Below are 23,274 nucleotides of genomic sequence, written 5' to 3' on the forward strand. Positions count from 1 at the left end.
AACGGGTAGATTTAAACACTGAGGGTTAGCCGCCACGGATTAATCTGATGTATTTCAAACTATTCCAAGTGAATGACATAGTGTAAAGTGGCTGTTGTTAACTTAATGTTGTCATTTAGTCGGTGACGAAAGAGATGTTAGATGTGTTCTAGTAGGCTCTTTGGGCGGCCTAAATGTGTATGTAGATATAGATATTTGGAGTATTTAATATTGTCAGCGTTATCAGTTCGCTTAGCTCAATCTCGTGTCGGTCCGTTGGGAACGATTTTCATCTTCTGTTTATTGGTGTTGTTGATTTCAACCTTAAGCCGGATTGGTTTGGGGTTATGGCAAGCGGAACGCGTGGCGGCGGTGGATGGTTGGCCTCATTTATTAATTCAAGGATTACGTGTTGATATTGCCACTCTTTGTTGGCTATGGGGAATAGCAGCCCTCGGCAGCGTAATATTTGCAAGTAACAATGTTATTGGCCGGTTGTGGCTGGTGATATTACGGCTTTGGCTGACGTTAGGTTTATGGGCCATATTATTTTTAGAAGTATCGACCCCTGCATTTATCGAAGAATACGGTATTCGTCCTAACCGCTTATATGTGGAATACCTGATTTACCCAAAAGAAGTGCTGTCTATGTTATGGGCGGGTCGCAAGTTAGAGCTGATATTTGCTGTGGTATTAAGCCTGGCAACCTTGTGGGGTGGCTGGCAATTAAGTGGCAGATTAACCCGCAATTTACGCTTTCCGCTTTGGTACTGGCGCCCGGTATTAGCCGTTATGGTGGTGGCGGTCACTTTGCTTGGAGCGCGTTCAACCTTAGGCCATAGGCCGCTTAATCCTGCCATGGTTGCATTTGCCGATGACCCGTTAGTGAATTCGTTAGTGACTAACTCTGCCTATTCGCTCGTTTTTGCTATCAAACAAATGGGGAGTGAAGAAGATGCTGCCAAGATATACGGGCAATTAGAGTATGCCGACATTGTTGCCACTATTAGGCAAGAAAGTGGCCGTCCCGCCTCGGCGTTTACCTCCAGCGAAATACCGTCATTAAGTTTTAATCAAGCAAGCTATACAGGTAAACCCAAAAACTTGGTGATCTTGCTGCAAGAAAGCCTAGGTGCCCGTTTTGTCGGCAGTTTAGGGGGCTTACCTTTGACCCCCAATATCGACGAACTGTCACAACAAGGGTGGTATTTTGATAGTTTATACGCCACAGGTACCCGCTCGGTGCGCGGGATAGAAGCGGTAGTGACAGGTTTTACGCCAACGCCAGCCAGCGCTGTGGTTAAATTAGGTAAGAGCCAAACTGGGTTCTTTACCTTGGCAGAATTGCTTAAAAAGCATGGTTATACCACTCAGTTTATCTATGGCGGCGAAAGTCATTTTGACAATATGCGCAGTTTCTTTTTGGGCAATGGTTTTAGCACTATCGTTGAGCAAAAAGATTATACGGCACCAGCATTTGTTGGCTCATGGGGAGTGTCTGATGAAGACTTAATGCGCAAGGCTAACAGCGAGTTTGAGTCACTCCATGCCCAAGGTAAGCCGTTTTTTAGTTTAGTGTTCAGCTCAACTAATCATGATCCCTTTGAATTTCCAGATGGCCGCATCCAGCTCTATGAAGAGCCAAAACAAACGCGTCATAACGCAGCCAAATATGCCGATTATGCTGTGGGTGAATTTTTTAAACTCGCCAAACAATCTGACTATTGGAAAGACACGATTTTTATTGTGGTGGCCGATCATGATAGCCGCGTTGGTGGCGCGGATTTAGTACCAATATCGCGCTTTCGTATTCCTGGGCTAATTATTGGGGAAAACATTACGCCAAAGCGCGATCAACGAATAGTGAGTCAAATTGATTTACCGCCAACGTTATTGTCGTTAATCGGCATTTCTGATTATTACCCTATGCTTGGGCGCGATTTAACCCAAGTCAGCCCCGATTGGCCAGGGCGCGCTATGATGCAATACGATAAAAACTTTGCCCTGATGGAGGGCAACAGCGTGGTGATTTTACAACCTGAAAAAAGCGCCAAAGGATTTCAATACGATAGCAAGACACAGGAGTTAAACGACCATGCGCCCGCTGTCGCAGCGTTAGAGAAAAAAGCTGTCAGCTGGGCTTTGTGGGGCAGCCTAGCTTACCATCAAGGTCTGTACCGTCTTGCCGATTGATACTTAAAGTAGTTGAACGTTATGCTTGGATTGTTAGATAGGGTGTTTAGACAGTCGAGCTTTAACTAAAAAAATGGCTGCCATATATGGCAGCCATTTTTATTGAGACGATTACTGGTGTGCTATTTGAGATAGCGAGCGCGCTTAACTCAGGGCTTTTTTGTCTAAACCATTATCTAGGTCATTATCAACATCATCACTACTGAGCTTTAGCACCCGACTGGTCACAGTACCAGCGGTCATTGAGCCGCTGACATTGATGGCGGTGCGGCCCATATCAATTAATGGCTCAATCGAAATCAGTAAGCCAGCTAAGGCGACCGGCATGCCCATGGTCGATAACACTATGATGGCAGCAAAGGTTGCGCCGCCGCCAACACCAGCAATACCAAATGAACTTACAGTCACAACTAATACTAAGGTCGCTATAAACATAGGGTCTAGCGGGTTGATACCAACCGATGGCGCTATCATCACTGCTAGCATGGCAGGATAAAGACCCGCACAACCGTTTTGACCCATGGTGGCACCAAAGGAGGCCGAGAAGTTGGCAACCCCTGGGTGGTTCTTTAAGCGGTTGATTTGCGTTTCAATGTTCAGTGGCATAGTGCCAGCTGATGAGCGCGATGTGAAAGCAAACATTAATGCTGGCGCGGTTTTTACTAAATAATCCCAAGGTTTCACGCCAACTAAAGCCACTAACACTAAGTGCATCACCAAAATGATGAATAGGCCCACGTAAGAAGCGATAACAAAGGTCATTAAACTTTGAATAGCCGCTAAGTCTGAGCTTGCCAGTACTTTAGTCATCAAAGCCAGCACGCCGTAAGGGGTTAGCGCTAACACTTTACGAACCATCACAGTGACTAAGTTTTGCGCCACTTCCATAAAATGGGTGAAGCTTTTACCTAATTCAGGTTTAGTTTGCGTGAGAGTGACTGCTGATAATCCGACAAAGATGGCAAATATCACTACCGCTATGGTGGATGTCGGTCTTGCGCCAGCGAGATCGGCAAACGGGTTACCTGGAAAGAAGCTTACTATCATATCGGCAATAGATAAGGTCGATACTGAGGCTAAGCTTGCCTCTAGCGCATTACCGCGAGCAAGTTCTTGGGTGCCTTTAACTATGTCATCGGCATTAAGATGAAACAGACTGGCAATAGCAACCCCAATTAAGGCCGAAACGGCAGTGGTCGCTAATAATACGCCAATACTTAAGCCCGAAATTTTGCCAAGTGACGAGGCATTTTGCACTTTTAAAATAGCGCCAATAATCGACACTAAAATAAGCGGCATAATGATCATTTTCAGCAAGCTAATATAACCAGCCGCTATGATGTTGATGTATTCCAGGGCGCTTTCAATATCGGTTGCGCTTAATAAGCCCTGCATGGCGGCGCCATAAATCACGCCCATCAGTAAACCGACAAATACCGATTTAGACAATGACTGACTGCGCTTATGGTATTTAGCCAAGGCGATAAGTAATACTGCAAAAAAAACTAAGCTTAATATCAGAGTCATAAGACTTCCTTCAAGGGCAATCTATCCCGAGCATTATGGTTGTAACTATCGTGGGACTGGTTAATCAAAAAGTTACTTTATCACAGCTAGTACTGACAGTCCTTAACGTCAAGAGCTTGATTTACTTACATCTGTATAGAGAATCTAAGGATTAAGGTGACTAATATGGCAGTCATTATAAATTACCAAATCAACTAACGCTTATAACTTACAGTTCTATAATAGTGTCGTAAATCCATATGTTATTAAGTTGTAGTGTTGGGTGGGCATTCGCTCATTAATAGCGTGCAAAAAATAGCAACAAGGCGCGTTTGTTGATGACCGGCTGATGAGTAAGTGTTTGAAAAGAAGCAGGTTTATTTTGTTGGGATTAAGGCGGCTAATCATGCTTTCATAATATGAATAGTGCAGTGTTAATAAGATGTTAGCGATCGTGGTGTGATGGCAATGCGTGACTGCAGAAATATTGCACAACTAGTTTGATGGGAGAGTAAATTTGTCAGTTAGACGGCTCGATGTAAACAGCATGGCTAACGTCAAGCGGGTTTATTTAAAAGATGAACTTGATGAATCTAAACATTGAAGAGGAGGTATAGGCGTAACTTAAGTAACTCAAGTAACTAAAGTGACTAAAGTGACTAAAGCATCTAAAGTAATGAACTAACTATAACCAAAGCAATTAACGATAAGCCTAGACATCAAAGTAGCTCGCCCTTAATCAGAGCGAGCTTAGATCATCTGAATCTTCTGTTAGCAGCTTAGCTAATACGCCATGGCTAATGCACTATGGCTAAAAGGCTTAGCTGCAAGATTAGCGTTTACAGCAAATTAGCATCAGTAATCTGATTATCTTGTTCGCAATTTTTGGCCCATGTTAATGCCAAAATCACTAACACCACCATCACAGCGCAGAGTAAACCAATACTAAATTGTCCATGCATAGGCACGAGTGACATAGCTAAGGCCGCTAATCCGGCGCCAAAGTTCTGTAATCCCCCTAACAAAGCGCCGGCAATACCAGCTTGACGAGGGAAGGGCTCAAGAGCCGCCGAGGTTAAGGTTGGGAATAAAACCCCCGCGCCGCAGAAAAATAGAACAGAGCCCACTAATAATGTCCAGCCAATAACCCAGCCAGATAACCCAGGTATAAGTAAAAATAAGGCGCCAGCACCAAGTAAGGCGATACCACGGTTTGTCAGTTTGCGCATCGAGCTAGTTCTTGATGCCATAAAGGCACCAACTAAGTAACCAGGAATGGGCGCCACGAAATACAGACTCACCCACAGCGGTGACATTTGTAATGACTGACCATATAACACGCCAGCAATGGCTTCAAATGCGGCAATACCAGCAAAGGTAGCGACCAAGGACAACACATAACCGCGAAACGGTTTATGGTTTAACACCAGTGCGTATGATGCTAATACAGGGCGCTTTTCACGGCGATTTTCAGGTAACGATTCTTTAAAACCAAACAATAAACACAGCCACACTAAGGTACCAAAGGCGGCCAAGCAGTAATAAACGGCATGCCAATCAAAATAAGTGGTAGTTACAGAGCCTAAAAAGGGTGCCACTAATGGCAAAAACACCACAGCCATAGATACATAGCTATTAAAGGTTTTGAGTTCATCACCAAAATAATAATCACGTGGAATGCTGCGACTTAAGGCACCAGCCGCCGCAGTGCCCATGCCTTGCAAGGTCGATGCTGCTATCAGTAACCAAAAGGTTTGGCTATTGGCTGCAATAATAGCGCCCACCACAAATAAGGCTAAACCGAATAACAGGGGCAGTTTTCGGCCAATACGGTCTGAAATTGGGCCATAAAGAAATTGAAACAAACCATAGGCCAATAAGTAACTGGCCATAATGGCTTGTAAACCCGACGCGCCTATTTGCAAACTGTCGCCAATTAAGGGCAGGGCGGGCACAAAAATGGTTTGCGCCATCTGTCCGCAGGCCACCATTAACACTAACATAATTAAAATTTGGCTCATGGCGGGCTGAGCATTGGACGACAAGGGGGAAGACATGAATTCACCGAATAATATGGGTTGAGATAATTCGCGCATTCTAACCGTTGAAAATACAAGTTCAAGGGCTGCAGGGCTTATTAATCAAGTATATTTTTTACTAGGAGGCATTAGTTTTTTGTAGATAAACAGCCCGTAAACTTAAGCGTACACTTAGTTAATATAAGGTTGCTTAGGTTTAACTTGAGTCGCTATGGGTTAATGCAATGTAATGTATTGCTGGTGCTAGCGAGCCCTTAATGCACATGGGTTTGCTTGTCGAAACTAGCGGGAGCGAGTAAACTCAGCGCACTTTTCTTGTCATTGAATTCAACATGCCCAGCTCAATCATTCCCCATGCAGTCCATCATCTCTATCAATATCGTTTATCGATTGCGACTAAGGCATTCGCGGCGCGAGGCCATAAATTAGTTCGTTGTCCTTTGTGCTTGTTATCAGTGACTTATTGTACTTGTGCGTTACGTAAGCCCTTATCTAGTCAAGCATCATTTATGCTGCTTATGTATGACGGTGAAGTGTTAAAGCCAACTAATTCTGGGCGTTTGATTGCTGACTTAATTCCAGAGACTCACGCATTTTTATGGTCAAGAACTGAGATAGATCCCAAAATACTGCCATTGATAAATAATCCCGCTTATCAAGCTTATGTGGTTTTTCCGGGCGAATATGCCGATAAGGGCCAAACCATAGTCAATCGCATTGATATGCCAAGCTTAAATGGCAAACGTCCACTTTTTATTATGCTTGATGGCAGTTGGCGCGAAGCGGTTAAAATGTATCGTAAGAGCCCGTATCTGCATGGATTACCGCTGCTTTCGTTCGATGCTAATCAACTGGCTCGTTATGCCTTACGTAAAGGGCAGCATGATTTTCAGTTTGGCACTGCAGAAGTGGCTGTTATGGTGTTAGATGCCATGGACGAAGCGGCTAATGCCTTAGCCATGAATGCGTGGTTTGAATTGTTTGTGGAAGCCTCGCTGCTTGGGCGCAATCGTCGCCCTAAAGATAGCCTGACGCCTTTTAGTGAGTATGTGGCTAACTTTGAACTGAGCTATCAGCAAGCTCAAAACACAACCCACAGTAAGCTTTAGCAACAAGCTTGATGAAAATTAATAAAGTAACATTAACCTAACGCTCTGCTTTAGAGCGATTTAGCTCACAGTCATGATCGCTAGTTTGATGTAACCTACCTTTTTGATAATGACAGTCGCTATGGCGATTGTCTTTTCTAAAGGAGTTATTTTTGTCAGATAAGAGTCTTGAAGAAATCATGTCACCGGATGGTGACGTTAATCCCATAGATACGGACTACCGTATTGGTCAAGATAATATCGCACTCACAGTGGGTCCTTTCGGTTTAGATTTTCACAATCGTGTTTTTATCATCTCCGCCTTGTTAAGTTTAGTAGTGGTTATCATCACCTTAGTATTCCAGTCCACCGTTGAGCCAGGGTTTACCTTTATACGGCAGTGGATCACCTCGAATTTAGATTGGTTCTTTCTCTCAACCGCCAACATCATCTTACTGGTCTGTTTAGGCCTTATCTTGTCGCCATTAGGGCGAGTGCGCATTGGCGGCACTGAAGCTATGCCAGATTATGGCTACTTAACCTGGTTTTGTATGTTATTCGCCGCGGGCATGGGCATAGGCTTAATGTTTTTTGGCGTGGCTGAACCTATCAGTCACTTTAATAGTGCTGTAGCGGCGGGGCAAACAATTAGCGCAGGCGTAAGAACTGATATTGCGCCGTTAGCGGGCGCGTTGGGCGATAGCCAACAAGCGCAACAGTTAGCCATGGCCGCCACCATTTTGCACTGGGGCTTACATCCTTGGGCCATTTATTCCATGCTCGGCTTAAGTTTGGCTATTTTCAGCTTTAACAAAGGCTTACCTCTTACCATTCGCTCAATTTTTTACCCTTTGCTCGGCGAGCGAGTGTGGGGCTGGCCTGGGCACATCATAGATATTCTTGCGGTAGTCGCGACTTTATTTGGACTGGCAACATCCCTTGGCTTTGGCGCCTCACAAGTCGCCGCGGGCTTACATTATTTGTTTGATGTGCCGCTTGGGGTAAAAACACAAATTGTATTAGTGTTTTTAATCACTGGCTTAGCTCTGGCATCCGTGTGGGCTGGATTAAACGCCGGCGTTAAGCGTTTATCTGAGATTAACATGGGTCTGGCCGCCTTATTATTAGTGTTCGTCATTGCTGTGGGGCCAACCCTTGCCATAGCCACAGGTTTCTTTGAAAACTTAGGCGCGTATTTAACCTATTTACCTGACTTATCCATGCCATTTGCGCGTGATGATTTAGGTTTTATCCATAGCTGGACTGCCTTTTATTGGGCGTGGTGGATCTCTTGGTCGCCTTTTGTCGCCATGTTTATTGCGCGGGTATCGCGTGGTCGCAGCGTTAGGGAGTTTGTCACCTGCGTCTTGCTTATCCCATCAAGTGCTTGTGTATTGTGGATGACGGTCTTTGGTAATACTGCCATTGATTTAGTGGTTAATCATGATGTTAAGCGCTTAGTGAGCGCTGAATTGCCGCTTCAGCTCTTTACCATGTTAGATGCCTTGCCGTTAGCCAATATCACCTCTGTTATTGCCATTATTTTAGTGGTGATTTTCTTTGTGACGTCCGCAGATTCAGGTTCGCTAGTGATAGATACCATAGCGGCAGGTGGCAAAACGGATGCGCCGCGAGCGCAGCGGGTATTTTGGTGCAGTTTTCAGGGCTTAGTCGCCATCGCCTTAATTTTAGGTGGCGGTCTGGCGGGATTACAGGCCATGACAGTATCAGCGGGCTTACCTTTTGCTTTGGTATTACTGGTCGCTTGCGTATCTCTTATCAAGGGATTAATGAGTGAGCCTCGGCCACCGCAAGAGATAACAAAAATAACACCTCCTACATCTAAACTGCCCAAGGTTAGGACATAACCGTGACTGTTGAAATCGCTGAAGTTGCAGATTTTATCTGCCAGTTTGCCCCGTTTGATCATTTATCTACCGAAATTATTGCTGAAATATCTCAGCATGTAGAAGTGCAATATCATCGCCAAAGTTCAGTGATCCTTGAGCTTGACCAAGAAATTCACCATTTATACATGGTGCGCTCAGGCGTGGTTGAGCTGTATCGCAATAGCGGCAAGTTGCAGCATAGGCTCGCCAGTGGTGATATTTTTGGGCAAAAGGGCTTATTACTCAACCATAGGGTAAAAATGCCGGCAACAGCGAAAGAAGACTGCTTACTCTATTGCATTGATGCTGGCATGTTTGACTGGTTACTTAAGCATGACGCTGAATTTGCTAGTTTTGTTGAGATAGAAAGTCGAATACGCTTGCAGCAGGCGGTGTCTAAATTTGAAGAAAATAGTTTTACCGGTGTTAAGGTAAAAAGCTTAATCACGCGTGAATTAATGACCTTAACCCGCACGGATTCCATCACCTGCGCCGCGCAATTAATGGCGGCGCAAGATGTGTCGTGTTTATTGATAACCGATCCTGATAAACCGATCAGTGATGCCGATAATGATGACCAAGTGATTGGCATGATCACAGATAAAGACTTTAGAACTCAGGTGGTGGCTGCTGGCATAGACTCAAGCCTTGCGGTTGACACCATAATGACCACAGGACTTGTGCAAGTAGATAGTAACGCTTATGTGTTTGAAGCCATGATGATCATGCTGAAATATAAGCTCAAGTATTTACCCATAGTGAAAGCGCGGCGCACCATAGGCATTTTGGCTATGTCGGATTTAGTGCGTTACGAGTCGCAGTCAAGCTTGTTACTGGTGCAATCTATTTGGCAGCGGCAAAGCCGCGATGAGTTAGCTGAAATGCGGCCACTCATGCTGGAGTGTTTTAGCCGCTTAGTGGAACAAGCTGCCAATTCACACATGATAGGTAGCGCCATGGCGGTGATTGGGCGCAACGTCATACAAAAATTGATTGATTTATTTGAGCAAGAGCATGGCAGCGCCCCGGCGCCGTTTGCATTTATGATCTTAGGTTCTATGGCGCGTGATGAACAGTTACCTGCGACAGATCAAGATCATGCGATAATTCTGGCCGATGATATTAGTGATTCTGAACGTCTCTATTTTAATCAATTGGCACAATTTGTGAGTGATGGCATGAGTCAATGCGGCTTTAGTTATTGCCGCGGCGGTATTATGGCCACCAATCCCCAATGGCAAATGACTTTAGCACAATGGGAAAGTCGCTTTTGTCTGTGGATAGATAACCCAAGCCATGCCTCGTTGTTAGATGCCAATATCTTTTTTGACCTAGATTGCGTGTACGGCAGGCAAGATTGGGTCGATGAGCTTAATAGCGTGATTAGCCGCCGGGCGAAACGCAATAATCGCTTTTTGGCGGCTATGGCGTATAACGCCTTAAATCGCACCCCGCCGTTAGGATTTTTTAGGGGATTTGTAATGGAGCAAGATGGTCGCCATCGCAATATTATTAATCTTAAACGCCGTGGCACTGCGCCTTTAGCCGATCTTATTCGCGTGCATGCATTAGCCGTTGGCTCGCGCGCACAAAACTCGTTTGATCGCTTAGATGACATTATTAGCGCCGGTATTTTACCCAAAGGGCGAGGAGAGGATTTACGCGCGGCAATGGAATGCATTTCACTGGTGAGAATTCGCCAACAAGCGTTAGCCATTCGCAGCGGTGAAGAGTTAAATAATGATGTGTTGCCAGATAACTTGTCAGAATTTGAGCGCCGCACCTTGAAGGATGCCTTTCAAGTATTATCTCACGCGCAAAAGTTCTTAAAGTTTCGCTATCAGCCCAATCGAAGTCTTTAACTATGACTATTAAGGTAGCCAGTAGTTGGGATGAGTATTACCAAGCGCGCGCGATGCAAACAGAACATCTGCCCATTGGTGATTTTTTTGCCGCGGGATGCGTGCCAAGTAGCAGTCATTTAGCCGATGTGGATTTTGTGGCCATGGATTTTGAAACCACAGGGCTCTCCCCCAGTAAGGATGATATTGTTAGCATTGGCTTAGTACCCTTTACTTTACGCGGTATCGCATTAGCAAAGGCGCAGCACTGGTTACTTAAACCACAAGTGCCTTTAGATCATGAGTCAGTGATAGTGCATGGCATTACCCATAATGAAATCGGCAATGCTCCTGATTTACAAGATATTTATGCTGAAGTACTGCAAGCCATTCAATCCAAAATTGTGGTGGTGCATTATCGCAGCATAGAAAGGGAGTTCTTAGACCAAGCGCTGCAGCTGCGTTTAGGTGAGGGCGTGCGTTTCCCTGTGATTGATACTATGGAACTTGAAGCCTTAATTAATCCACCGCCGGCGCCTTGCTGGTGGCGTTTTTGGCAGACGAACAATAGAGTGTCATTGCGCTTAATGGATAGCCGCGAGCGTTATCACTTACCTAGGTATCAGCAGCATCATGCCTTAACCGATGCTTTAGCCACGGCAGAACTGTTTCAAGCGCAAGTGGCTTGGCATTATCAGCCTAACAATGTCATTAGCACTCTCTGGTGTTAATGGTTTTTTATGTTGATTGTGCACCCTGCAGATTTGGTATGTTGCGGGCGTAGACCATTAACAGCCATGATCGTAAATAGTCGTAGCAAAGGTGAGCGGTTCATTAGTTTTGGGCTGTAAAGCCGCCGCTGAAGTCGCATCCACCTTAGCTTCAATATTGGTGGATATATTTGTGGTGGTTGTATTGGTGGTGATAGGGGCTTCAATATTGGTTTGGGCGTAAATCAACATACATTCTTGCCACCAGGCATTATCTTTCATTTCTGTCGGAAAAATCACTGCATGCGCATGGGGACCAGTGCCAGCTAAGGCCAAGGTCATGCTATCGGCCAGTGGAATAAAACACACTTCATTCGCTTGGGTTAAATCGCCGCAGCTCAGCGAGCCATCGCTATTTTTGCTTAAGCCATTCATAGGAATATTCATGGCCGTCAATAACGACAATGGCGTTGGGTTTCCTAAATAGAAACTATATTCCTGTCCCTGTTGCGTTATGGTGCCAGTGCCATTAGGTAAAGCCGCAATCTTTTGCTCTTCAGAGAGAATTTGATATGTGCTATTAAAGAGTTGCTGATATTCAAGCAAGATCACTTGGCGGTTTTTATGCCAGCCCACTAAATAGAACAAGGCTGAAAACAGCACCATGACCACCAGCAAAGGCAAAATAAAGCGGATGGCGTTGTTGGAGCGTGCAAGCTGCATAGTTTTTCCTGTTATTTGCGCGGGCGGCAAAAGTGGTTGTGGGACTGGTATCAATTTGATCTTATCTATCTAAGCATAAACCTTTACGTATAAATAGCAGCGCAGAGCAAGCTTGTCTTAAAATTAATGAAGCGAGCTTATAAAAACGTAAGGATTTCAAATACAAACTTGCTTAGACCAGCTAAGTAGAACATAATCCAGCGTTAAATGGTATAACCATACAAAGGTGAATATGGATTGGCAGTATCACGGCGAAGCGCCAAAGGCAGGTCGAAAGTTATTATTAGTGCTTTGGGATGAAATCCCATTTGCCTTGCCGTTAATGTATCGCTACATGACCAAAGACTATTATCGTCGTAAGCCAGAATGGTTTGAATTTACGTTAACCAATGAGCAATCATTAAGTGGCTTACCTCTGTTTGCCAACTTGAATGAGTTGATGAAATCGTTACTCGAACTCAGACGCCAAGGCGATGAGCAGCAACATGCCGCGTTAGAGCAAGTTAACTTATTACTGAATCAATACTTTAGCGATCTTGGTTGGCGAATGGTGCGCCGCGAATTATCACAGATTAAAAAGCGCCAGAAGAAAGGGCATATTGAAGTCAGTAAAGATATTATCGAAAAGCTTAAAAGCTATATGGTGAGCTATCAGTTTGATAGTTTTGATGATGCTATCGATAATTTGTTATCGGTAGAAGTTAATACTCTTGAACTTGATTAATGGCAGATGCCAATTAGCTGTTTATACTTTATGAGTAGTTGAGGATTTTAGCTGCGCCCCAGGCAACTTAAACAAGGAGTTAACTATGTCAGCCAATGTGCTACCGCAAGATCAAAATCAAGGACCGTTGTCAGTATTGTGTCGCGTTGAACCCGGTTGTTTAGGCCCTAATGGTATTGATCATATTGAAGAGTTTTGTTTGCTAGCCAATCGTGCCATTCCACAAATGAGCTCAAACATTGCACTGTGGCAATTTACGCCAAGGTATGATAAATCATTGCCTGAATTACAATATTTACTCAACAATAAAGTATTAACTTCCGCCCAAGCCGAGCGTTACCTTGAGTTACATCAGTATGAAATCGATTATTTTGAAGAAAAACTGCATGAACGCTTATCAAAGTTAATTAATCAATATTTAGCTAGGCAGTAATTACTTGATTTATAGCTGTATTAGTTCAAAATCAACTCTTTTTCCTGCTAAGGGATAATATGGTAGCTCCAATACGGCATTTGCTGATCACAGGTGCAAATCGAGGCATAGGGTTAGGTTTAGTACGCCTTTATTTGCGAGCTGGCTGGCAAGTCACAGCGGCTTGTCGTTCACCAGAGCGCGCGGCGTCACTGTTGCAGTTGGCACAAGACTATCCTCTAGAAATTGTTGAGCTTGATGTGAAATGTCATGGCGCGATTGCACAATTAGCCAAGGATATTCAAAGCCCTGTTAATGTGCTCATTAATAATGCGGGCATTTATGGGCCGGATAACGTTAGTTTTGGCCATACCGATGCGGATCTTTGGCAAGAGCTATTTGCGGTTAATGTTATCGCGGCGCAAAAAATGGCTGAAGCATTTTTGTCGCATTTAACCGCCGCAAAGGGCGCCATTATTGCCAACATGTCATCAAAAATGGGCAGCATAGCGGACAATAGTTCAGGTGGTGGTTATCTGTACCGATCATCAAAAGCGGCATTAAATGCGGTGGTTAAAAGCCAAGCCATTGATTTGCAACATGCCAATATTGCATCCATTGCCTTGCATCCAGGTTGGGTGCAAACCGATATGGGCGGGCCGAATGCGCTGATTGCGGTAGAAGAATCTGCTCAAGGCTTAAAGCAAGTGCTTGATGGGTATCATGCTGACATGAATGGCCGCTTCTTTGATTATCAAGGCCAGCCGTTACCTTGGTAGACCTGTATTCGCTGCGCAGCTTCTGCACTCATTGCTAGTGATTAGATACTAAAATAGGCCCAATGCTAGGGCCTTTTTTTATGCCATTTTTAGTCTAATTTCAATGAGATAAACCCTTAGCGGTTAATTTATCTTCTTTAGCAAGTCATTGAGTAACTGGTGCGCCATATTGACATCGCGCTGACCTAAACTGCTGAGATGATCAAGTAACCACGGATGCAATTTATCTTGCTCAGTCACGGTTAGCTTATCCAGTAACAATTCACCTTTCTGCTTTAAAGCTTGCAGTGAGCCTTGTGAGGCTTCAACACTTTGCAATCCTATCATGCGGTTAACTTGTGATAGGGCGTAGCTATAGACCATTACCGCTTGGGCTAAATTAAGTGATGGATAATCATTGGCAAGCGGTACGTAGGAGAAGCGATCACACAATTGCAACTCTTGATTGGTTAAGCCCGATGATTCGCGGCCAAAAACTAAAGCGGCCGAGGCGGTAGGAAATAGCTCAAGCTCGCTGGCCAATTGCTCTGGGGTTAAATAGGTTCGGCTTTGGCCGCGCTCTCTTGCAGTTGTTGCTATTAATAAATCAAATTCAGCACGAATGGATTCTAAACTTGGGGCTACTTCAATACTTTCGAGTATGTCTTGAGCGCCATGGGCTAACCACTGAGCTTCGGGAGCTAAATGCTGCTCAGAATTGATAATGATTAATCGTGAGAATCCCATGGTTTTTATCGCACGAGCCGCGGCACCAATATTGCCAGCCCTCGCTGGTTCGACTAACACAATTGCAAGATCCATAGATTAAATTTCCGAAAATAGGTGTAACAAGGCAGTTGGCTTGTTATGGCTAACAAGGGTAAGGACTGCATTTTACGGATTTTTGCCGCTGGATAAAGAGAAGTTTCAAATAGAGACAGTGTGATGCCTAAGATAGCTTTACAACTCAATTGTACGCATGTTGACCTTGAAGATTATCAATAGCATAGCTTGATATTAAACTTGTTTTACAAGATTAATATCTAACCAGATTTCATTGATTAGCCTAGTCAATTGCGCTAGATTTCAACTGTTTCAAATTATTAACATTTAAAGTTTGGTCTTGGAGTGACTCTTGTCGAAAATAACAACAATAACCCCAGTACGTTTTTTGGTGATTCTTGCCTTATATTATGTCGCCGTATTTAATCTGCCATTGTGGATATTTGTCCAACACGGCTTAGAAAAACAAGGCCAATTTAGCCTGCTCTTTGTAGTGTCTTTACCTATTTTTTTATGGGCGGTGCTCGCCTTTATTTTTAGCCTAGTGAGTCCTAGACCTTTACTTAAAATCATCTTTATTCCGTTAACCTTATTATCCTCCATCGTCTTTTTTGCTGGCTGGAAATTAGGGGTAGTGTTTGATTACGGCATGATGGAAAACATTTTTCAGACCAATCCTGCTGAAGCATCTATGTACTTTAATCTGGCATCTTTGTTAGCTTTTGCGTTATCGGGAGTGTTACCTGCCTATCTAATTTGGAAGCTTAAATTTACTGTTCAACCCATTAAAACTGCGGTCAAGCACAGAGCAATATTTATGCTGAGTTTGCTGGTGATTATTGGCTTAATTGCGGCGTGCTTTATGAAAAGTTACCTGGCCTTTGGTCGCAATAACGATGAAATTAAGCGTTTAGTGGTACCAACTTACTTTATTGGCTCACTCGCTAAGTATATCAATCGTACTTATATCGAAACGCCTTTGCCTTACACCCAACTCGGTGTCGATGCCAAAGTAACTTCGACTAAAGCGACGCCGAATTTAATGGTGCTGGTGGTCGGCGAAACTGCCAGAGCGCAAAACTCTGCCTATTACGGTTACAGCAAAAACACTAACCCATATACCGCCAAATACCCATTACAAGTGTTTGCCGATGTCAGCTCTTGCGGCACAGCAACGGCGGTATCTTTACCTTGCATGTTCTCGCGCTTTAACCGCGAGCAATACAACGCCCGTAAAGCCAAAGCCCAGGACAATGTGATTGATGTATTAGAGCATGCTGGCGTCAATGTGCTGTGGATGGATAACGACAGTGGTTGCAAGGGCGTATGTAGCCGAGTTAAGCGTGTGACTATTACGCTGGATAGCGATCCTGCCTTATGTAATGGCACCAGTTGTCTTGATCAAGTGTTAGTCATTGCCCTCGATAACGCCTTAACTGAACTCACAGATAATAATACTTTGATAGTTTTACATATCATGGGTAGCCACGGGCCAACCTATTATCAGCGCTACCCTGAGGCGCAGCGCCATTTCACCCCAGACTGCCAGCGCAGTGATATTCAGAATTGTGAGCATGAAGCCTTGGTCAATACCTATGATAATACCTTGGTGTATACCGATTACATTTTAAGTGAAGTGATCAAACGGCTTGAAACCGTTAAAGGTTACGACACCGCCATGCTGTACTTATCTGATCACGGTGAATCCCTTGGAAAAATGGGCTTATATTTACATGGCACCCCTTATGCGGTGGCGCCTAAAGAGCAAACCCATATTCCCTTGCTAACTTGGTTTTCCAAGGCATTTTTGCAGCAGAATCATTTATCGTTAGCCTGTATAGAAGAGCAAGCTAAAACAGGTCATTTTTCTCATGACAATCTGTTTGATACTCTGTTAGGGTTATTTAATATCAGCAGTGAGGTCTATCAACCCGCACAAGATATGCTTGCGGTATGTCGGCAGTAACAACTAAGATTTAACTAAGGCAAGCATGGGGTCATGCTTGCCTAGCAGGGATGAATTGATCAACAGGACTTGAACATGCCACTGAATGCTATTGCCAATAATAATGATAATGCGACCACACTGTTGCGACAGGTGATACCGCAAATGACCAGCCTCAGCATTCCAATTACCCCAAGAAATTATGCGGTTTGGTATGAATATTTTTCTGGTAAAAACCGCGAGCTAATTACTGCGGTGAATCATTATGTCAATAATGACCTCACTTTTACCGAAGAGATTAATAACAGACTGTTTCAGCAGTTTATTGAAGAACATCCTACCGACGCTTTAGTCAAAACCCATGAAGTCACCGAGCAAATCCTCACGGCCTTGATGCAGTCCATCACTAAGGCCTATTCGGGCAATCGTCATTTCGGTCAGGTGCTGACTAAATACAGCGAAAAAATGCAAGCGGCCGCCTCAGTTGAGTCAGTCAATGACATGGTCACTGAGCTGTTAGGCCATGTCAATGAAGTCGTGACTGCCAATGCTACTTTGCAGGCCAATTTGACTGAGATGCGTGAGGAAGTGTCGTCACTCAAATCAGAAATGAGCCACTTAGAACAAGCGAGCCTCACCGATGCATTAACCTCCTTACATAATCGCCGTGCCCTTGAAAGCCATATGGCTATGTGCCTAAATAATCATAAAAAGCATGGCGTTAATTTCTCTATGCTAGTCATAGATGTGGATTTTTTTAAGAAAATCAACGACAGTTATGGTCATCAAGTGGGCGATAAGGTGTTGTCTTATATTGCAAAAATGCTTAAGTCAGCCGTTAGGGGCGAAGATTTTGTTAGCCGCTTTGGCGGTGAAGAGTTTGCGGTTATCTTGGCCAATACCGATTATAAATCGGCGTTAATTGTGGCTGAAAGTTTGTGTCAACGTATCAGCGCCAAAGCCTTAAGTGTCGGTAAAGATAGGGAATCTATCGGACATGTGACTGTGTCTATCGGCGTATCTCAAGCTGATATTAGCGATGATAACGACGCCTGTTTTGCCCGCGCCGATCAAGCCCTCTATCAAGCCAAGCATTCCGGTCGCAATTGCGTAAGAGGCGAAATGAAAGCCAAGAAAGTGAGTCGCTGATACTCATTCACGCTGTCAGCAGCAATCAACCACACTCTTGTAATTTAGCGATGACCCACTGTTGGAGTGGGTCATCGTTGCTTCTTGGGTGCCACGCCATAATGACATCAAAAGGTTTGGGCATTTTATCTAACGTAATTTCGACCAAATCAAGGTCAGCTACCGCTCGTGATTGTTTTCCAGTGAATGAGGATTATCGATATGAAAAACGTAAGCTTCTGGGCAACTACACCTATCTTTTAAAATTCCAAGGTAACAGGCTATCGATATCCGGTGCTGGTTGGCACAGTTCATTAAGACAAGTCATGATGTAATCAAATGGCATTAAGCCATGGACTTTTGCGGTTTCGACAATGCTGTAAAGCGTGGCGCTGGCATTAGCCCCATTAGCTGTCTGACGGAATAACCAATTTTTTCGGCCAATCACAAACGGTTTTACTGCTCGCTCAGCACGATTATTATCAATACTCAATCTGCCATCATCAGCATAACGAATGAGTTTGTGCCATTGATTAGCTGCCTCTATCAGTTTGGTATTACCCACTAAATTTGGCTGGTTTTGCTCAAGCCATGCTTTTAGCTTGCTAAAAATAGGCAGGCTAGCCTCTTGTCTGGCAATGTACTTTTCATCAGTACTTTTATCTTTGATGCGTGACTCTACATCGTACAATTTCTGGATAAAACTCAATATCACATCCGCTTTGCCGGTTTTGTTTTTGCCTTGCAGCTTTTTTGCTTCAATAAATTTTCGCCTAGCATGAGCCCAGCATCCCACTAAGGTTGCCTGTGTTTTTTCATAAGCTTGATAACCATCTACGTGCAAGTAGCCTTGATATCCATCAAGGTAATTGACCACGCAGGCGGCTGCACGACTATTATGGAAGTCGTAAAGCAGAATATTAGGGATAGAATTATTCGGGGCTGGTGAATCTCGACCTGAGCAATAGACCCATATGTAGCTGTTTACTTTATCGGATTTCACCACTTTTAATGGCGTTTCATCAGCAAACAACGTGGGCTGTTTTAACAACGCTGTTTTAAGCCGTTCAACTAATGATGCGAAGAGTGTGGCTGATTTGTCTATCCAGCTGCTCATTGTCTGGCGACTGAGCTCAATGCCATATTGCTTAAACATCGCTTCCTGGCGATAAAGCGGTAACCCGAATTGGTATTTACTGGTGATAAGCTGACTGAGTAAACTGCTTGTCGCCATGCCTTTATTGATTGGCATCGCTGGCATTGAAGCTTGTTTAATCGGCGTTTGAGTGGAGGATTTATCACAGTGACGGCAAGCGTATTTAGGCATAATGTGCTCAATCACTTTGATTTGCGCTGGAATAAACTCAAGCTTTTCTGATTTATCCTCGCCCATTTTATGTAACTCACTGCCACAGCAATCACACAATTTATCTTCGATATCGTGGATAACTTGCTCACGGGGTAAGTCTTTTGGCAGTGGCTTTTGGCGGGTATAGCTAATGGTTTGTTGCTAAGCCTCAATGGCTTCAACAATCTCTTCTACTTCATTAAATAACTCGCCTTGCCCAACAAAGCCTTCAGCACTTTTGCCGAATTGTTTTTGTTGAGCTAAGCGGCAGCGCTCTTCCAAGGCTGCGATTTGTGCATCCTTCAGTGCCCACAGCTTTTCAAGCTCAGCAATACGCTGTTTAAGGGCGAGTTCATTTTTCATGACGCCTATGTTAAGGCATAACGAAAGGCTTTGTAGTGCTAATTGACCTTGATTTGATGATCATCAATCGATCGTGCAAATTAAAGTAATTGCTTACCCGTCACATCAATTGTGCTGCGGCCAATGACATCATAACCCCCTAATAACCCATGTAATTGCTGCTCGGTTAATGTCATGGTAGGTGACATGAGTTTGAGCCATTTGAACTTATGCTTGTCTAATCGCTTATACCACAGCGCAAAGTCGGTGTTATCCCAATAAAGTCATTTGAGTTTGTCGCGGCCGTTATTGCAAAACACAAATAGTGCACCATTAAGGACTGGCGGCTCTAGCTCTGCTTCGACTAAAGCCGCCAAACCGTTAATTGATTTACGAAAATCGACAGCATCTGCACATAAATAGACGGAAGGCACATCAACAAACATCTTCATGCCATTAGCCCCTTAATGATGGTAACGATATCCATTGTTGCTAAATCAGCTGGAAGAGTGAGTTGGCCGGTTCGCGTATCAAACAGCACAGGATGTTGATGAGTTTGCGCGCAGACTTCAGTCGTGGTTTGTTTTAGTTGTATAAAGCGTGATTGAGTGGCGATAGACGTTTGCTCTGGCACGCTTGGCTGGTACTGTTGCTTACCCAGTAAAGCGCGCTGTTTATAATAGGTGGTAATCGAGACATTATGTTGCTAGCAAAATTCGATATTAGTGCCACTAAAAGTATTGCGTTATAAAAGTAACTGTCGCCACTGCTGACTTGTTTTGTGAGTTGTCATCACCTGCTCCAAATTTATCAATGAACAGATATTTTCAAATAATCAGATTAACGATGCGAGGTGTGGTCCGCTGGACGGTTACTGAAAGCCAGTATCAGAGCCAAGGTTTAACATCCATTTCGGATCATCAAGTGTCAGTTCAGCTTTGTTAAAGCTAGGTACAAGGGACTCGCTAAAAACGACAGTCAATTGGCGATGTTATTCACTCTGGCTAACCTTGTGCGTGTCGACCAAATGATACGAGCACAGGCGAGATCTACCTAAAATTTGGGAATTGGCCTGAAAAGAGTTCTAAATCAGCAGCATAAAGCTGATTTTTTGGCTGAAATTTGGAGAATTGATCACCAGCACGTCGAAAAATTGCTCTTGGGCATGAACTCGGAAGGTGGAGGCTACTTAATCGCAGTTTCCTTAGTTAACAAAGTGCGATCCCGCCCTGAGCAAGTTGAGGTGTTGCAGTAAAGCTAACGGTGTTGCGGTAAAGTTAACAGCATTGTAGTATTTGTGTCGGACACATTATAGCGTAGGTCGATATAATAAAATTTAAATATTAATTGGATGACATTATGAAAAAAGTATTTTTTTTAGTTTTATTAAGTGCTATTTGCTTTAACTCCAACGCCTCTCTTTTCCCACCTACTCCTGAAGATGGAATTTTGGACTCCGAGCGTGAATTTTGTGAAAGCAAGTTTGATGCATACGAACATAATCGCAAATGTAGCCAATATTATAAATATGGATCAAAGACAGTTTATGCTGGTGATAATGTTGAGTATTCTTATAATGTTCAATTCATTTTAAAAAATGATTTTCTTTCATCTGTAAAACGTTTCTCTATAAGCTCTATAAATTACACTGGCAAGAATATACCAAATGCAGGGACCTCAACACATGTCCTAGTTGTCAGAGATAGCATTGAGAAATTTTCCAACTCACTTATAAAAGGAATGTTTAAAGACCAGTATGGTAATTCCTCAAGACCTATATTTATAACAGAATTGAATAAGCCACAATGGGATTCCAAAGCAGACAAAGCAATAGACGCGCTCGGAACAGTCGCGAATTTAACATCAACATTCTTTGGAATATCAGCCTTATTAGAGGGTGTTTTCGATGAAGGACCCACTATTGTCATCGCCTACTTAGATACAGAGACAAACACTATAAAGTTATATGACTATAATACAGAAAATCACGACGCAAAACTTTTAACTAGCATAGACAAAAATCCAAAAACAATAAGCATTCAAGGTGCTTCGAAGTATACATCTACCATTGGTGCACTGCACAGAATTAAGGCACAAACTGGTGATTTTTGTATTGTAACTCAATCAAGTAAACCTGTTGATTGCCCTATTGGGAGCGGAACTGATGAATGTTACGTTGTTACTGCATACGTAACCTGCGGATAGATATACCTAGACATAAAAAATATATGTTTCAATGTAGTATTGCTCTAAATAAGTGATCCTAATTGAGAGAAAGATAGGACAGGCTTAAGAAGTGCGCTGGAATTGCAGGTTGCACAAAGTCCCCGTCCAACGCTGCCGAGGGTGTTGCTGAAAATGGCGTAGCGAGGCATGGATGCCGAAGCAGCGACAGTCGAATCATGGCCGAGTGTCTGTCGCGTTAGCCAATTTTCAGCAAAAGCCCGAGGAGTTGTCAGCGTTGGTTGAGGCGCCCTTGACGTTAGGAGATCTGTTTAGCGGTAATGCAGTTTTGGTATATGTTCAAGATTCAGCGTATATCGTAGATGAAGATGGTGACTTAGTTAAATTGCCTGATGATATGAATGAAGCTAATAATGTTAAAAAGGTAGTATTTGGTGGACTTAATACGGCCAATAAGTTTGCATCATTTGTGGGCGGCTTGAGGTCATCTGGAGCAACAAGTTGCTCAGTGGTTAAAATAACGCTCACAGTTAAAGATGGAAGTGAGCGTGTTGTGTATGTTTATAGTTGCGGTTAACGTGTAAGAGGGGTTACTTATAATGGACACTACTGCGACATTAATTGGCCAAGTATTGATATTTGCAATCATAATTTTGTTTCCAATGAAATTTATTTTTACATCAAGTTTGTCACACATAAAAAAACTGTTTTGGGTGCTATTATTTTTATTGTTACCTATCATTATGCCTGTGGCATTCAAAATATTAATAAATCATCAAGATAAAAATAAAAATAAAAATAAATATAAATATAAATAATTAATCGTTATTAGCGCTGGCTGTTGTTAATTGATAGCCAATGCTAATGGAGCTAGAACGCGAATTTTCTAAACAATTACAATGGTCGATTTGACGATCACATTTTATAAGTATCCGTCAGAGCAACCGCATGAGTGTTCATTAATTAGCCATACCACTGAATCCAGCACTTAATACCCAGTCTCTTGATCAGATCTCATAGCGTTTCTCCGGCTTCAAATAGGGCTTTGGCTAAGCGATAACCCTTCACCTGAGCCTGAAGATCATCCCATCCTTCCCAAATTGTGGACCAGGTGGCCATTCAGGGCGAGATTACGTATGTGCACATTTCAGTCAGTCCTGTGATTCCAGCCAGTATAACTTGCTCTAAATAAGCAACATTCATCGATGCCATCTTCTGCTTACGTCTAATACTTGCCTTTTTGCTGCTCTCTAACCGAAGCATATTGAGCGCCATATGACGCACGCCAGCGAGAATCTCCTCTGCATGACCACGATAAATTTGGCACGCATCCTCATTCATGGTCACATCGAGAACCCAGTGGAGTCGGTTTTCTATCTCCCAGTGACCGCGGACTGCCTCTGCTAACCGTTCTGGTGTCTACAAGTCTCAGGCCTTACCAGGTCAAATAAATTCAGCCGCATCTGGCGCATTGCAAGAAGTAAATGTTAGGAAAAATGTGTGCGAAATTATGGAGGGGGGAGAAATAGCTCTTCAACAAAGGTATAAGAGAATGTTTAATATTTAAGCAAAGATCCAACAAATCAATGTGTTCGATTGTATCAAATAGGCCCCGACGCTTAAGTAATTTTGAACATATATTCGGGTAGCTGGAGTTATAGAGTCTCTAGCTACTCGACACA

General features: G+C 43.4%; 17 protein-coding genes and 4 pseudogenes. 13 read left to right on the forward strand and 8 right to left on the reverse strand.

Translation table 11 applies throughout. From position 1 onward, the window contains the following. The first annotated feature begins 207 nt into the window (after positions 1-207). Complete coding sequence (locus AC1HDP_RS03595) at positions 208-2,172, forward strand: LTA synthase family protein (protein WP_479639816.1); 1,965 nt, start codon at positions 208-210, stop codon at positions 2,170-2,172. Positions 2,173-2,316: 144 nt separating this feature from the next. Here the strand turns inward: AC1HDP_RS03595 and AC1HDP_RS03600 are convergent, their stop codons facing one another. After that, the gene (locus tag AC1HDP_RS03600) at positions 2,317-3,699 is read right to left on the reverse strand and encodes an L-cystine transporter (RefSeq protein ID WP_479637694.1); all 1,383 of its coding nucleotides are present in this window, start codon (positions 3,697-3,699) and stop codon (positions 2,317-2,319) included. Between the two features lie 818 nt (positions 3,700-4,517). Then, on the reverse strand, positions 4,518-5,735 hold the full coding sequence (gene emrD / locus AC1HDP_RS03605) for a multidrug efflux MFS transporter EmrD (protein WP_140932515.1): 1,218 nt from the start codon (positions 5,733-5,735) through the stop codon (positions 4,518-4,520). Between the two features lie 314 nt (positions 5,736-6,049). Here emrD and AC1HDP_RS03610 point away from each other — a divergent pair, with 314 nt between their 5' ends. The 4 genes from AC1HDP_RS03610 (at position 6,050) to AC1HDP_RS03625 (ending at position 11,266) form a co-directional block, all read left to right on the forward strand. Further along, entirely contained in the window at positions 6,050-6,826 is a 777-nt protein-coding gene (locus AC1HDP_RS03610) for a tRNA-uridine aminocarboxypropyltransferase (RefSeq protein WP_479637695.1), read from the forward strand. Between the two features lie 179 nt (positions 6,827-7,005). After that, positions 7,006-8,673, forward strand: coding sequence for a BCCT family transporter (locus AC1HDP_RS03615; RefSeq protein WP_479639817.1), 1,668 nt, complete (start codon positions 7,006-7,008; stop codon positions 8,671-8,673). Positions 8,674-8,675: 2 nt separating this feature from the next. Beyond that, a complete protein-coding gene (locus tag AC1HDP_RS03620; protein WP_479637696.1) occupies positions 8,676-10,556 on the forward strand; it encodes a putative nucleotidyltransferase substrate binding domain-containing protein in 1,881 nt (626 codons plus the stop codon). A 2-nt stretch (positions 10,557-10,558) separates the two neighbouring features. Beyond that, positions 10,559-11,266 (forward strand): 3'-5' exonuclease, encoded by a 708-nt coding sequence (locus tag AC1HDP_RS03625; RefSeq protein WP_479637697.1) that lies wholly within the window; start codon positions 10,559-10,561, stop codon positions 11,264-11,266. A 57-nt stretch (positions 11,267-11,323) separates the two neighbouring features. Here the strand turns inward: AC1HDP_RS03625 and AC1HDP_RS03630 are convergent, their stop codons facing one another. Continuing rightward, positions 11,324-11,968, reverse strand: a complete 645-nt coding sequence (locus tag AC1HDP_RS03630; RefSeq protein WP_479637698.1) for a hypothetical protein — start codon at positions 11,966-11,968, stop codon at positions 11,324-11,326. A gap of 232 nt (positions 11,969-12,200) precedes the next feature. Between AC1HDP_RS03630 and AC1HDP_RS03635 the strand changes: the two genes are divergently transcribed. The 3 genes from AC1HDP_RS03635 (at position 12,201) to AC1HDP_RS03645 (ending at position 13,883) form a co-directional block, all read left to right on the forward strand. Then, positions 12,201-12,692, forward strand: coding sequence for a hypothetical protein (locus AC1HDP_RS03635; protein ID WP_479637699.1), 492 nt, complete (start codon positions 12,201-12,203; stop codon positions 12,690-12,692). Between the two features lie 85 nt (positions 12,693-12,777). Continuing rightward, the gene (locus tag AC1HDP_RS03640) at positions 12,778-13,125 is read left to right on the forward strand and encodes a hypothetical protein (protein WP_479637700.1); all 348 of its coding nucleotides are present in this window, start codon (positions 12,778-12,780) and stop codon (positions 13,123-13,125) included. 59 nt (positions 13,126-13,184) lie between these two features. Then, a complete protein-coding gene (locus AC1HDP_RS03645; RefSeq protein WP_479637701.1) occupies positions 13,185-13,883 on the forward strand; it encodes an SDR family oxidoreductase in 699 nt (232 codons plus the stop codon). 123 nt (positions 13,884-14,006) lie between these two features. Here the strand turns inward: AC1HDP_RS03645 and AC1HDP_RS03650 are convergent, their stop codons facing one another. After that, on the reverse strand, positions 14,007-14,684 hold the full coding sequence (locus AC1HDP_RS03650) for a tRNA/rRNA methyltransferase (protein ID WP_479637702.1): 678 nt from the start codon (positions 14,682-14,684) through the stop codon (positions 14,007-14,009). A gap of 313 nt (positions 14,685-14,997) precedes the next feature. Between AC1HDP_RS03650 and AC1HDP_RS03655 the strand changes: the two genes are divergently transcribed. Continuing rightward, on the forward strand, positions 14,998-16,611 hold the full coding sequence (locus tag AC1HDP_RS03655) for a phosphoethanolamine transferase (RefSeq protein WP_479637703.1): 1,614 nt from the start codon (positions 14,998-15,000) through the stop codon (positions 16,609-16,611). Between the two features lie 75 nt (positions 16,612-16,686). Then, complete coding sequence (locus tag AC1HDP_RS03660) at positions 16,687-17,739, forward strand: GGDEF domain-containing protein (RefSeq protein ID WP_479637704.1); 1,053 nt, start codon at positions 16,687-16,689, stop codon at positions 17,737-17,739. Positions 17,740-17,971: 232 nt separating this feature from the next. On the opposite strand, the pseudogene tnpC reads toward AC1HDP_RS03660, so the two are convergent. From tnpC to AC1HDP_RS03675, 3 genes and pseudogenes are all read right to left on the reverse strand, one after another. Then, positions 17,972-19,429: pseudogene (tnpC, locus tag AC1HDP_RS03665) on the reverse strand (IS66 family transposase). 80 nt (positions 19,430-19,509) lie between these two features. Next, positions 19,510-19,860: pseudogene (gene tnpB, locus AC1HDP_RS03670) on the reverse strand (IS66 family insertion sequence element accessory protein TnpB). Then, positions 19,857-20,042 carry a hypothetical protein gene (locus AC1HDP_RS03675; RefSeq protein WP_479637705.1) on the reverse strand — a complete coding sequence of 62 codons (186 nt, stop codon included), beginning with the start codon at positions 20,040-20,042 and terminating at the stop codon, positions 19,857-19,859. The pseudogene tnpB and the gene AC1HDP_RS03675 overlap by 4 nt, the downstream one beginning before the upstream one ends. A 240-nt stretch (positions 20,043-20,282) precedes the next feature. On the opposite strand from AC1HDP_RS03675, the pseudogene AC1HDP_RS03680 reads away from it, so the two are divergent. The 3 genes and pseudogenes from AC1HDP_RS03680 to AC1HDP_RS03690 form a co-directional block, all read left to right on the forward strand. Further along, a pseudogene (locus tag AC1HDP_RS03680) lies at positions 20,283-20,465 on the forward strand (IS5/IS1182 family transposase); the annotation flags it as partial. 302 nt (positions 20,466-20,767) lie between these two features. Further along, entirely contained in the window at positions 20,768-21,613 is an 846-nt protein-coding gene (locus tag AC1HDP_RS03685) for a hypothetical protein (RefSeq protein WP_479637706.1), read from the forward strand. Between the two features lie 172 nt (positions 21,614-21,785). Next, positions 21,786-22,169, forward strand: coding sequence for a hypothetical protein (locus tag AC1HDP_RS03690; protein WP_479637707.1), 384 nt, complete (start codon positions 21,786-21,788; stop codon positions 22,167-22,169). A gap of 542 nt (positions 22,170-22,711) precedes the next feature. Here the strand turns inward: AC1HDP_RS03690 and AC1HDP_RS03695 are convergent. Continuing rightward, positions 22,712-23,011: pseudogene (locus AC1HDP_RS03695) on the reverse strand (ISAs1 family transposase); the annotation flags it as partial. Positions 23,012-23,274 lie beyond the last annotated feature (263 nt).

This window comes from Shewanella sp. ISS20 (genome assembly GCF_056522965.1).